Source organism: Aestuarium zhoushanense, from assembly GCF_056431045.1.
On record NZ_JBWKMA010000023.1, the window covers coordinates 768,593 to 780,818 of the forward strand.

13 protein-coding genes are annotated in these 12,226 nt (G+C 56.6%); 5 read left to right on the forward strand and 8 right to left on the reverse strand.

Annotated features, from left to right (window positions below; genetic code table 11):
* Positions 1-28 precede the first annotated feature (28 nt).
* Complete coding sequence (locus tag AC07ED_RS15520) at positions 29-1,210, forward strand: lytic murein transglycosylase (RefSeq protein WP_105236027.1); 1,182 nt, start codon at positions 29-31, stop codon at positions 1,208-1,210.
* Here the strand turns inward: AC07ED_RS15520 and AC07ED_RS15525 are convergent.
* The 5 genes from AC07ED_RS15525 to mbfA all read right to left on the reverse strand — a co-directional run bounded on the left by AC07ED_RS15525 (position 1,207) and on the right by mbfA (position 6,857).
* On the reverse strand, positions 1,207-1,689 hold the full coding sequence (locus AC07ED_RS15525) for an RNA pyrophosphohydrolase (protein WP_105236026.1): 483 nt from the start codon (positions 1,687-1,689) through the stop codon (positions 1,207-1,209). The two genes, AC07ED_RS15520 and AC07ED_RS15525, sit on opposite strands and share 4 nt — an antisense overlap.
* Before the next feature lie 118 nt (positions 1,690-1,807).
* Positions 1,808-3,139, reverse strand: a complete 1,332-nt coding sequence (locus tag AC07ED_RS15530) for a S41 family peptidase (RefSeq protein WP_105236025.1) — start codon at positions 3,137-3,139, stop codon at positions 1,808-1,810.
* 8 nt (positions 3,140-3,147) lie between these two features.
* Positions 3,148-4,269: a murein hydrolase activator EnvC family protein gene (locus AC07ED_RS15535; RefSeq protein ID WP_105236024.1), complete on the reverse strand. Its 1,122-nt coding sequence runs from the start codon at positions 4,267-4,269 to the stop codon at positions 3,148-3,150.
* The gene (gene gpmI / locus AC07ED_RS15540) at positions 4,266-5,789 is read right to left on the reverse strand and encodes a 2,3-bisphosphoglycerate-independent phosphoglycerate mutase (protein WP_105236023.1); all 1,524 of its coding nucleotides are present in this window, start codon (positions 5,787-5,789) and stop codon (positions 4,266-4,268) included. The genes AC07ED_RS15535 and gpmI overlap by 4 nt, the downstream gene beginning before the upstream one ends.
* A gap of 90 nt (positions 5,790-5,879) precedes the next feature.
* Complete coding sequence (gene mbfA, locus AC07ED_RS15545) at positions 5,880-6,857, reverse strand: iron exporter MbfA (RefSeq protein WP_105236022.1); 978 nt, start codon at positions 6,855-6,857, stop codon at positions 5,880-5,882.
* Positions 6,858-7,017: 160 nt separating this feature from the next.
* Between mbfA and AC07ED_RS15550 the strand changes: the two genes are divergently transcribed.
* Together AC07ED_RS15550 and AC07ED_RS15555 are read left to right on the forward strand one after the other, a co-directional pair.
* On the forward strand, positions 7,018-7,197 hold the full coding sequence (locus AC07ED_RS15550) for a hypothetical protein (protein WP_105236021.1): 180 nt from the start codon (positions 7,018-7,020) through the stop codon (positions 7,195-7,197).
* Positions 7,198-7,261: 64 nt separating this feature from the next.
* Positions 7,262-7,879: a TetR/AcrR family transcriptional regulator gene (locus tag AC07ED_RS15555; RefSeq protein ID WP_105236020.1), complete on the forward strand. Its 618-nt coding sequence runs from the start codon at positions 7,262-7,264 to the stop codon at positions 7,877-7,879.
* Positions 7,880-7,930: 51 nt separating this feature from the next.
* Here AC07ED_RS15555 and AC07ED_RS15560 read toward each other — a convergent pair whose 3' ends face one another.
* Positions 7,931-9,043, reverse strand: a complete 1,113-nt coding sequence (locus AC07ED_RS15560) for an S-(hydroxymethyl)glutathione dehydrogenase/class III alcohol dehydrogenase (RefSeq protein ID WP_067547314.1) — start codon at positions 9,041-9,043, stop codon at positions 7,931-7,933.
* Between the two features lie 116 nt (positions 9,044-9,159).
* Here AC07ED_RS15560 and AC07ED_RS15565 point away from each other — a divergent pair, with 116 nt between their 5' ends.
* Both AC07ED_RS15565 and AC07ED_RS15570 read left to right on the forward strand, forming a co-directional pair.
* Positions 9,160-9,459 (forward strand): I78 family peptidase inhibitor, encoded by a 300-nt coding sequence (locus AC07ED_RS15565; protein WP_211096412.1) that lies wholly within the window; start codon positions 9,160-9,162, stop codon positions 9,457-9,459.
* A 241-nt stretch (positions 9,460-9,700) separates the two neighbouring features.
* Positions 9,701-10,039, forward strand: coding sequence for a DUF2794 domain-containing protein (locus tag AC07ED_RS15570; RefSeq protein ID WP_105236018.1), 339 nt, complete (start codon positions 9,701-9,703; stop codon positions 10,037-10,039).
* Here AC07ED_RS15570 and AC07ED_RS15575 read toward each other — a convergent pair whose 3' ends face one another.
* Positions 10,040-10,843, reverse strand: a complete 804-nt coding sequence (locus AC07ED_RS15575; RefSeq protein ID WP_105236017.1) for a C40 family peptidase — start codon at positions 10,841-10,843, stop codon at positions 10,040-10,042.
* 1 nt (position 10,844) lies between these two features.
* Complete coding sequence (locus tag AC07ED_RS15580) at positions 10,845-12,215, reverse strand: leucyl aminopeptidase family protein (protein WP_478242413.1); 1,371 nt, start codon at positions 12,213-12,215, stop codon at positions 10,845-10,847.
* Positions 12,216-12,226: the final 11 nt, after the last annotated feature.

The following is a 12,226-nucleotide window of genomic DNA, read 5'->3' on the forward strand; positions in this document are numbered from 1 at the left end:
AGCTAGGTTTCAAGGTGTGAGTAGTCCTATGGTTTTGTCCCGTCGCGCGATGGTTTTGGGTGCTTTGTCTGTGCCGAGTTTGGCCTATGCGCAAAGCGGTTTTGACGGCTGGGTTGCCAGTTTCAAATCACGAGCGCGTTCGCGGGGTATATCCCAACGAACCATCGACGCGGCCTTTGCAAACGTTCGCTATAACGCCGAAGTGGTCGAGCGGGATCGCAATCAGGCGGAGTTTCAGCGCGAGATTTGGGACTACCTCGACCTTGTTGTGTCGGAGAGCCGCGTCACTAATGGACGCAGGGCGTTCCGCGACAATCGCCGTCTGTTGGCCGAGATTGAGGATCGTTACGGGGTTCCCGCTGCGATCGTTTGTGCGATTTGGGGGATGGAAAGCGCATATGGCGCCCGTCGCGGTGACATTCCAGTGATAGAAGCAATGGCCACTCTTGCTTATGACGGACGGCGCGGTCGGTTCTTTGAGCAACAGCTGATGGCAGCGCTGCGCATCCTTGAGGCTGGCCATGTTCGGCAACGAGATTTCGTGGGCAGCTGGGCCGGCGCGATGGGTCATACTCAATTCATCCCGACAAGCTTTGAGGCTTATGCCGTCGATTTTCGCGGTGATGGACGGCGGGATATTTGGTCCGATGATCCGACTGACGCTCTAGCATCGACGGCTGCTTACTTGGCGCGCTTCAATTGGCGAGGGGGAATGCCTTGGGGCGTCGAGGTGCGTTTGCCATCCACTTTCAATTTTGCTCATGCGGGACGCAGCACCATGCGGATGCCGTCAGAATGGGCGCAGCAAGGTGTTGTTGGTGTCGATGGGCGAGCAGTTCCTGATTACGGGTCGGCAGGGTTACTTTTGCCAGCAGGCGCGCGTGGCGTCGCGCTGATGACATTCGCGAATTTCCGAACGATTGAGCGCTACAACGCATCCGAGGCCTATGTGATCGGCGTCGGGCATTTGGCAGACCGTATTGCAGGGGGCGGTCCGTTTGTTGCGTCGTGGCCCCGTGGCGATCGTGGTTTGACCTCTGCTGAGGCTGCAGAATTGCAGCGACACCTGAATGCTGCGGGGTTTAACGCTGGGTCTGTAGACGGCAGGCCGGGACCGCAGACTAGGGCAGCTCTTAGGGCATGGCAGAGCAGCGTGGGGTTACCTGCGGATGGGCGCCCAACGCTCCATATGCTTGAACGACTGCGTTAGATTTTGGGGCCGAGTTCAGCAAGCACCTGTTCATAAACGGCACGTTTAAACGGGACGATGGAGGCCACAACGTCAGCGGGATCGATCCATTTCCATTGGGTGAACTCTGGATGCTCGGTCGCGATGTTGACCTGATCATCTGATCCGTTGAAGCGCAGCAGGAACCATTTCTGTTCTTGCCCTTTGTAACGGCCTTTCCAAATGTTCGGGACCACATCATGCGGCAAATCATAGGCAACCCAGCCTTCGGTTTCGGCATCGACGGTCACGAGGTCAGATGTAACGCCCGTTTCCTCCCACAGCTCGCGCAAGGCGGCGTCACGTGGGTCTTCACCTTTGTCGATGCCGCCTTGTGGCATTTGCCACGCATCTTGATCGCGGTCGTTGCGTTGACCGACAAAAATCCGCCCCTCTTGATTGACAAGCATAACGCCCACGCAAGGACGGTAGGGGAGTGCAGCAATCTGTTCAGGGGTCATCGGAGGAGCCTTTCAACGGTTTGGCAAAGTCTATCGCGCGGCCACCATAAGGCCAAGCAGACAAACGAAAAAGGGCAGCACGATTAGGTGCTGCCCTTGGGTTTAGAAGAGCGCGAAATTACTCGCGATTGCCTAGTGCGCTCAATCCTCGAAGGATGTCGATTGCGTAGGCCAACTGGTAATCCTCTTCGCGAAGGGCTGCCGTTGCTTCGGCGCGAGCTGCGTCTTCTTCGATTTGGCGGATTTCGTCTTCGGTCAGGCTATCGTTGTTCAGCGCGCCGCGCAGGTCTGCTTCGGACCGCATGTTTGGTGTATCCTCGGTTACCTCATCTGCAGGGCGCGGGCGCGGCTGTTGAACGATGATGTCTGGTTGGATGCCGAGCGACTGGATCGAGCGGCCCGACGGCGTGTAGTAACGTGCTGTTGTCAAACGCATTGCGCCATCATCGCGCAGCGGCATGACGGTTTGTACCGAACCTTTGCCAAACGATTTGGTGCCGACCACGATCGCGCGGCGGTGATCTTGGAGCGCACCTGATACGATTTCCGATGCGGATGCAGAACCGCCGTTGATCAGAACAACGATGGGCATGCCATCAGTGATGTCACCTGGCGTCGCATTGTAGCGGTCGCCGTCAGCCGCGTTGCGGCCGCGGGTCGATACGATTTCACCAGCATCAAGGAACGCGTCAGACACATAGATCGCCTGGTCAAGCAAGCCGCCAGGGTTGTTGCGCAGATCAAGGATAACGCCGCTGACGTTCTCCTTGCCGCCAGCTTCTTCGATCTGAGCCTCAAAGCCAGAGACAAGGTCGTCGTAGGTCTGACCGCTAAAGGTCGCGATGCGGAGGACGACAGCATCGCCTTCGGTCCTTGCGCGAACAGCCGTGAGTTTGATGGTGTCGCGGATGATCGAGACTTCAAAGGGTTCTGTTTCACCTTCCCGCACGACGGTTAGGATGATCTCGGACCCGACAGGACCACGCATCAGGTCAACCGCTTGATCCAGTGTGAGGCCCAAAAGGCTCTCGCCATCGACTTGCGTGATAAAGTCGCCCGAGAGAATGCCCGCAGCATCCGCTGGCGTTCCATCCATCGGGGAGACGACTTTGATCCAGCCTTCTTCTTGGGTCACTTCGATCCCCAAGCCACCAAATTCACCCGAGGTTTGAATGCGCATATCTGCGGCAGCATCGGGGGATAGGTAGCTGGAGTGCGGGTCGAGGGATGTGAGCATCCCATTGATCGCCGCCTCTATCAGCGCGGTTTCATCGACTTCTTCGACGTACTGCGCGCGGATGCGTTCGAAAATATCGCCAAACAGATCAAGCTGTTCATAGACCGTTGAATTGCGGTCTGCCTCTTGAGCGATCAAGGGGCCAGCGATCTGCGTTGTAGCCAGAAGACCAAGAATGGTGCCCGACGCTGCCGCAATGGCGAATTTCTTCATAGTATACCTCACTCCATCGCGAACCAGATCGCGGGGTCTACCGGAGATTGCCCTTCTCGTACCTCAAGATAAAGGGTTTCCGTGGCCCGAATGCCTGATCCGTTCTCTAAATCGGTCAAAATCTCGTCAACTAGGGGTGAATCTCCACCCATCATGCCGACCGGTGATCCAGCGGGCAGGACTTCACCCACTTGGCCAAACGTTTCAGCGAGGCCCGCGTAAACAAAAAGGATGTCTGCGGCGGGCTCCGTTATCACTACGTTTCCATAATCAAGCAGCGGTCCTTTGAACCGTAGCGTGGCTGCGACAGGTGTTGTGACGAGCACGCGTGGCTGCGTCGCCAAAAGGACCCCCGGGCGGCTAATTCCTGCGAGGTCTTCTTCGTTAAAGCCACGAAGGATACGTCCTTGGACAGGGAGCGGGATGTTGCCCCGCATCGACAGTGCGTCGGGCGATGGAATGTCCATTTCCTCACCAATGGTGTCATTCAGACCGCTCGCAAACGCATCGAGTGTTTCGGCAGAGGAAATGAGGAGCGCGGTTTGAATAGCGTCTTCGGTGAAACGCTGCGGTAGGTCGGTGCGGTCGGATATTGCTGCGCTTAATGAGGCGCGAGCGGTCTGAGCTCCGTCCAGCCCTTGGCGCAATTTATCGGCTGCGTTGTCCTGCAGATCGCGCAACAGTGCGACTTCTTCGAGTTGAGAGCGCAGTTTGGTGACGTCTTGTTGCAGGGCAGGGGTCACATCTGCGAGGATCATACCTGACCGCGCTGTTCCCGTCGGCCCGCTTGGGTGCAGCAACAGCACTGGCGCAGGTGCACGGCCCATTGAAAGCAGAACGCCGAGCAATTGCGCGACTTCATCCGATTTTGCGTCCAGTTCGGTCTCGAGCGCTTCTTGCCGAATGGCGGCTTGGCGAAGCCCCGCGCGAAGAGCGACGAGGCCGTCCTCGTAGGCTTTGACCGTTTCAGTCAGAGCGGACACCCTGTCGCGCGCTGTGTCGGCCTCTTGGAGCATAACGCTTGCACCCTCGATCCGTGCCGCGGCAGCAAGGGCTGCTTGGCCCGGATCTGCCTCAGCAAAGGCAGTTCCAGTCCATAGCGATAGGACGAGAGTGGTCGTGCGGATCATCGGATGAGCAGGCTCTGTCCAGTCATTTCTTCGGGCTGCGGAAGTTCCATCAGGTCCAGCAGGGTTGGTGCGAGGTCAGCCAAACGTCCATTGCGCAGCGTCGCACCTTTGGGCCCGCCAAAGACGGCCACTGGAACTGGGTTCAGTGTATGCGCGGTATGTGCGCCGCCTGTTTCTGGATCGATCATCATTTCGCAGTTGCCATGATCCGCCGTGATCACCATCGCGCCACCAGCTTTTTCCAAGGCTTCGACAACTTTAGCCAAGCCTTGATCGACGGCTTCGCAGGCTTTCATCGCGGCTTGCAGGTCGCCAGTGTGTCCGACCATGTCAGGGTTTGCGTAGTTGGTGACGATCAGGTCGTAACCTTGTTCGATCGCTTCGACGAATTTTGCTGTCACCTCGGGCGCTGACATCTCTGGCTGAAGATCATAGGTCGCAACCTTCGGCGACAACGGCATAAAGCGGTCTTCACCGATTTCGGGCGTTTCCTTGCCGCCGTTTAGGAAGAACGTGACGTGCGGATATTTCTCGGTCTCTGCCAGTCGGAACTGGGTCAGACCCTGCTTTGCAACCCATTCACCCAAGGTGTTTACAATCTTGCGTTTGGGGAACACGGTTTCGAACCATGCGTTGTGATCGACGGAATATTCGACCATGCCCAGTCGCGCTGCAAACGGCGGCAGCGCGCCGCGATCAAACCCAGAAAAGTCTGGCTGTGCCATGGCTGCAAGGATTTCGCGGGCGCGGTCGGCACGGAAATTCAAACAGAACAACCCGTCGCCAGATTGAACACCAGTAAATCCTTCGATCACGGTTGCTTGGATGAATTCGTCGGTTTCGCCGCGGGCAAATGCGATTGCAACAGCGGTTGCCGCGTCCGGCGCGGTGAACGCGCCTTTGGCGTCGACCATCGCACGATACGCGGTCGACACACGTTCCCAACGGTTGTCGCGGTCCATGGCAAAGTAGCGACCAGTGACCGACGCAACGGTGCAGCCTTTGGGCAGTCGCGCCAAGAGATCAGCCATGAAAACGTCTGCCGATTTCGGTGCAACATCGCGCCCGTCAGTGATCGCATGGAGGACGACCGGAAGGCCCGCGTCGGTCAGAACCTTCGCGGATGCAATGATGTGTTCGATGTGACCGTGAACGCCGCCGTCCGAGACGACACCCATCAAATGAGCCTGCCCGCCTGTTTCTTTCAACTTGGTAATGAAGGTCAAGATGCCTTCGGTTTTGCCAAAGGAACCGTCCTCCATCGAAAGGTCGATCTGGCCTAGGTCCATAGCAACGACACGGCCTGCGCCAATATTTGTGTGACCGACTTCGGAATTACCCATTTGCCCGCTGGGGAGGCCGACATCAGGACCGTGGGTGATCAACTCTGCCGTGGGGCAGGTTGCCATGATGCGGTCAAAGGTGGGTGTGTCTGCGAGTGCAGGTGCGTTAGCAGTCGCGTCAGGGCCATTGCCCCAGCCATCCAGAATACACAGAACAACGGGTTTGGGTCGGGTCATGGTATGCTCCTCTGGGTTCGGCTCCGTCTTAACGTCCCCTAAAGCCAAGGAACAGCCCTCGCCGCTATGATCGACAAAATTCGGTGTGATCTATCCCGCGCCGATCAAGGCACCTGCTGCAAACACAAGCGCACCGCCAAGGACCACTTGGAACGCGGCGCGCAAGAACGGCGTATCCATATAGCGGTTCTGAATCCAAACGATGGCCCACAGTTCAACAAAGACCACGGCGAAGGCGATCATAGTCGCGGTCCAGAAATGCGGGATCAAATAGGGTAGCGCGTGTCCAAGACCGCCCAAAGTTGTCATCACGCCTGCCGCGATGCCGCGCTTCACTGGGGAACCTCGGCCCGAGATTTGACCGTCATCCGATGCGGCCTCGGTAAAGCCCATCGAGATACCAGCGCCGATAGACGCCGCGAGACCAACGAGGAAAGTCGTATGCGTGTTCTGCGTCGCAAAAGCCGTCGCAAAGATTGGCGCGAGGGTGGAAACCGAGCCGTCCATGAGACCCGCAAGGCCAGGCTGGACCCACGTGAGAACGAACTGGCGGTGGGCTTCGTCTGCTTCTTCGTCGCGCGTCGTTTCCGTCAGGTGCGTTTGTTCGAGCGTGACCGCCGACTCTCCGTGATTGGCCTCGGCCGCGGCGAGATCACCCAGCAATTTACGTGTGCCCGCATCCGAGGTGCGCTTGGCTGCTGCAAGGTAGAACCGTTCGGCTTGTTTCTCCATTGCAGCTGCTTCTGACCGCATGGTTTCGAGGCCTAGGTTTTCAACCAGCCAAATCGGGCGCCGCGCGTAATATCCGGAAACGTGTTCACGACGGATGAGAGGGATCACACCGCCAAACCGACGTTCATGTTCGTCGATTAATCGACGGCGGTGGTCATCTTCTTCTGCTGCCATGCCATCAAAGATCGCCGCGGAGGCAGGAAAGTCCGCCCGAAGCCGTTCGGCATACATGCGATAAATCTGCGCATCATCCTCTTCCGAGGAAATGGCGAGGGCCAGAATTTCTTGCTCTTTGAGGTCGGAAAAGCGGCGTCGGCCTGAAAACCCGGGGATCATTGATCGCTCCATTCTCTGATTGAGGCCACCCTAGACCTTTCTGAGGCAGGTGCAACGGAGACCAGTTGCCGCACGAACTGAACTGATCGGTTCATTTTTGTATTTACAAAACCAAACAGTTTAGTTTAGAAATCGACTCATCCCAGTTATGAGGTCTGATATGAAACTCCTTCCTGCCCTTACCGCTGCCACACTGATGTTCGTCTCTTCGCCTGTCTTAGCGATGGGTGGACCGATGCAATTCCCGAACCTGACGTGGCCGCAGAACCCTGCGCCTGAGACGACGCAAGGTTGTTTCGATGCCACGTCGCTACAAGCTGGCGTTTGCGCTCAAGAATAAGGCGATGCCTTGTTTGATCTGAACCGAGCGGTTTATAATGTGGCTCGGTTCAGACGGAGGCATCATGCCCGACGACAGTCAGGAAATTAAACGAGGACGTAAGTTCGAGCAGGTCCTTGAAGGTGCCCGCGAGATATTCCTCAAAGACGGCTTTGACGGCGCAAGCGTGGATGACATCGCGAAAGCCGCAGGCGTGTCAAAGGCAACGCTTTACAGCTATTTCCCTGACAAACGCCTCTTGTTTATGGAGGTTGCGCGGAACGAATGCGCGGTTCAAGCGGATACGGCGACGGCCAAAGTGAACGTTTCTCTGCCTGCGCGCGACGTTCTGCGCTTTGCTGGGTATGAGATGATCACTATCATGTCTCAGACGTTCAACACGCGTATGTACCGGATGTGCATGGCTGAATCCGAGCGGTTTCCCGAAGTGGGTCGTCAGTTTTACGATTGTGGCCCAGCGCTAGTTCGTTCCCGCATTGTCTTTTTTCTAAAGCAGTACGTTGAGCGCGGTGAACTAAAGATCCAAGATTTTGAGCTAGCCGCCGATCAGTTTCAGGCTCTATGCAAAGTTGAACTGATGGATCGCGTGATGTTTCTACACGATGTGCCTGTCGCTGAGGCTGACAAGGCGCGTGTCGTTGATGGAGCCGTTGAGATGTTCATGGCCCGCTACGGGGCCTAGATCGCCAACTGAACAAATGAAAAGCCCCGCTAGAAGCGGGGCTTTTGTGTTTTAGAATATCACGACCGAACGGATCGATTCACCCGCATGCATCAGGTCGAAGCCTTTGTTGATGTCTTCGAGGGGCATCGTGTGGGTGATCATTGGATCAATCTCGATCTTACCGTCCATGTACCAATCGACGATTTTCGGCACGTCAGTGCGGCCTCGAGCTCCACCAAATGCGGTGCCGCGCCAGCTGCGACCAGTGACAAGCTGGAACGGGCGGGTGCTGATTTCTGCGCCAGCAGGTGCCACGCCGATAATGATCGATTCACCCCAGCCTTTGTGCGCCGATTCCAATGCGGTTCGCATGACGTTCACGTTGCCTGTTGCGTCAAACGTGTAGTCCGCGCCACCTTTGGTCAGCGCAACGAGGTAGGCCACCAGATCACCGTCAACCTCTGTAGGGTTCACGAAGTCGGTCATGCCAAAGCGGGTCGCCATGGGTACTTTGTCAGGGTTCAGATCAACGCCTACAATCTGGTCTGCGCCTGCAAGACGGAGGCCCTGAATTACGTTGAGGCCGATGCCACCAAGACCAAAGACGATTGCGCGGCTGCCGATTTCGACTTTTGCGGTGTTGATAACCGCGCCGATACCCGTCGTGACGCCACACCCAATGTAGCAAATCTTGTCGAACGGCGCATCAGGGCGAACTTTCGCCAGTGCAATTTCAGGCAGAACTGTGTGGTTCGAGAAGGTCGAGCAACCCATATAATGCAGGATCGGCGTGCCATCGAGCATCGAGAACCGCGATGTGCCGTCGGGCATAAGGCCCTGACCTTGGGTCGAACGGATCGACTGGCATAGGTTGGTCTTTGGATTGAGGCAGTATTCGCACTCGCGACATTCTGGCGTGTAGAGCGGGATAACGTGATCGCCTGGTTTGAGGCTGGTCACGCCCGGACCAACTTCGAGAACGACACCAGCGCCCTCGTGGCCGAGAATGGCAGGGAAAAGCCCCTCTGGGTCCGCGCCAGAAAGCGTGAATTCGTCAGTGTGACAAATGCCCGTCGCTTTGACTTCAATCAGGACCTCGCCCGCTTTCGGGCCTTCGAGGTTCACTTCCATAATCTCTAGTGGTTTGCCGGCTTCTACGGCAACTGCTGCACGGGTGCGCATGCGAAACCTCCCTTTTTGCAATTTCCGCAAAGGTGAACGATGCTAAAGTCCTATTCAACGGTATTTTTTCGGTTCGAATGTGGATGCGGATGATTGAAGTGAACTAGATGATGAAAATGACAAAAATGACCCGATTGGTTTTTTCTATTATTGTGTCCTCAATGTTTCTTTCGGCCTGTCAGGATGTTGGCACATCTAAACTGCCAGCCCTCCCAGATGTGGCCCAAGATACCTGTGGTGGTGCTCAGTATGGCGGTCTGATCGGACGCGATGCGACGGTGCTTGAGGGTGTATTGATCCTGCGGCAGGTCCGCGTGTTGCGTCCACATTCCATGATGACCATGGACTATCGTGCCGAGCGTCTGAATTTCCAAGTCGGCGAGGATGGCACGCTGACACGGATTTTCTGCGGGTAGGCTTTGTGAAGAAACAGGAAACCCCGCATCTTGGGGATGCGGGGACCTATTCTTCGCAAGGTGTCCGACGCGGCGAACTGGGTGGGGGCTAAACATCGCCGCGCCGTAGCACTTTGCATAGGTTGGTTATGCGCAATGATTGCGGCGCGACTTTTGCCGGTCGAGGACCTTTGCGGGGTAATTTCTGGGCAACATCAAGGCATGCTTGATTTGTAACGAAATTGCAGCAAATCTTACCGTTATGACGATACAAATACCCACGTCTTTTGCTGCGCAGCCAGAACAGGTTGCCTTCCACCGCACAGAGCTTGCGCCGATCCTCGGGTTATATGGTCGGTTCGTCGCAGCCGGTGAATGGCGGGACTATGGGTTATCGTGCCTGCGTGAGGTCGCCATTTTCTCTGTTTTTCGGCGCACGGCAGAGCATCCACTGTATCGTATCGAAAAGCGACCAAAGCTACGTTTGAAGCAGGGCCAATACGCTGTCATTGGAGCCGAGGGGCAAGTGCTGAAACGCGGAAACGACCTGAAAGCCGTTTTATCAGTGCTCGAACGGAAATTGATCCGAGCGGTTGATTGACTACAGCCGTTTATGCGCAGTTACAGGTCCGATCCGTTCTAGGGCATCTTTGATCGGTTCATAGGCAACGGCCATGTGATGGGCGTTTGCGTGAATGATCCGTTGAGAGTCCGCGACTAGTGCCACGTGGCCGCGCCAGAAAAAGAGGTCGCCTTTTTGCGGGGCGTCATCGACCGAGTTTCCCATAGCGGCCTGTTGCTGGTCACTATCGGCAGGGCAGGGCAGCCCGCAAAGCCGATGAGCCATTTGAACGAGGCCCGAACAATCAATGCCGTCCGCAGAGTTGCCACCCCATAGATAAGGCGTTCCGAGCAATCGTGTTGCAACGGCGACGGTGTCAGTTTCGTACTCGTCACGAGGTCGCAAATGCGAAGTAGGGATGTAGCCGAGAAGGGTATGGGCAAATTCACCTACGAAGGTTTCAACTGGGACTTCCGCGCCCAAAGATAGACGGTGGAGATCCGTCGATTTCATATTCGCGTCGCGATAGGCGTGAGTTGATCTCGTCACAATGCGATGTGTCGGTCGCCATGTTTGGTTTAGCGCAGAACTAAGGACGTAGCCGACGTAGCCGTCGAGATCAGACTGAACGAACGACCAGCCGTGCAAATCCTCGTATACTGTGACCTTGGTGCCAGCCAAAAGTTGTCGATCCCGCTTGCCCCCTGGAATGTCCAAAAGATCGACAACGGGACGCTGGACATAAGTGATTTCACCATCGACGAACTCTGGCGCCTGGACAGTGCCAAGCAAATGGGACGCTGCCACGCGCTCATTTACGGCAGTCGTGCGGCGGTCTGACATGTCAGAGGTCCAGAATATCGTTCAACGCGTGTAGCAACGCCCGCGCGCCTTGGCCTGCGCCACCTTTGGGCCGTCCAGGGGCTGCAGTTGGTTGCCATCCATAGATGTCGAAATGCATGTAGGCGGGGCTTGCAAAACGACGAAGGAACAATGCCGCTGTGATCGATCCGGCCATGCCGCCCGAGGGGGCGTTGTCCAAATCCGCGATCGCTGGTTCGATCAGAGATTCATATGGCGCATGGAATGGCATCCGCCAGACGGGATCAAACAGTGCCTTACCACCACGCGTTAGCGCGTCCGCCGCCTTATCGTCATCGGTGTAGAACGGTGCGAGGTCTGGACCAACAGCGACCCGAGCGGCACCAGTGAGTGTGGCCATGGACACAAGGAAATCGGGTTCATCTTCTGCCGCATATGCGAGTGCATCGGCTAAGACCAATCGACCTTCAGCGTCGGTGTTGTTGACTTCAACACTGAGCCCTTTGCGGCTTGGCAAGACGTCTTGCGGGCGGAATGCATTGCCGGCGACCGAGTTCTCAACGGCGGGGATCAGGACCCGTAGCTGCAGCGGCAAATTGAGCGACATGATCATATATGCGAGGCCCAGCACGGTTGCCGCGCCGCCCATATCCTTTTTCATCAATCCCATTGATGCAGAGGGTTTGATGTCGAGGCCACCCGTGTCAAAGCAGACCCCTTTACCGACGAGAGTTAAGCGGGGTCCCTTTGTGCCCCAATTCATCTCGATCAACCGCGGCGCACGAGGCGAAGCACGCCCAACGGCATGGATCAGTGGGAAATTCTCGGTCAGTAGATCGTCTCCGACGACGGACTGGACGCGCGCGCCGAATTTCTGGGCGAGATCGCGTGTGGCTTGCTCCAGTTCCTCTGGGCCCATGTCACTCGCTGGCGTGTTGATGAGGTCGCGGGTGAGGTATTCAGCGTTTACAAACGCGGCCAGTCTTTCGCCATTTATCGCTTCATTGGGGGCGAGAAGCGCCGGCATTTCGGATTGGGTCCTGTAGCGGCTAAACCTGTAAGCCTCGAGTTCCCACGCAAGTGCGGCTTCAAAAAGATCGTCTCCTTCGAGGCCTTCTAGTTTGTAAGTGCCTTTGGGGAGTTTGGCCGCAGCGGCGCCGACGATAAAACGCTGTCTGATCTTTGCTTTTTCATCGCCCGCGCCGAGGAGTGCGAGGCTGACTTCACCGTGTTCGTTCGGGACGATGACGGCTTGACCAGCGCCTCCATTGAACCCGTGCTGAGTTGCCCAGCTGAGGGCGACTGGCGACAGGTTGGCAGAAAAACTTGCCCAACTTTCTGGCGATACCACCCATGTGGGAATTGGGTGAGAGTCATTTCGCGAAGAGGTCAAGATGCATCTCC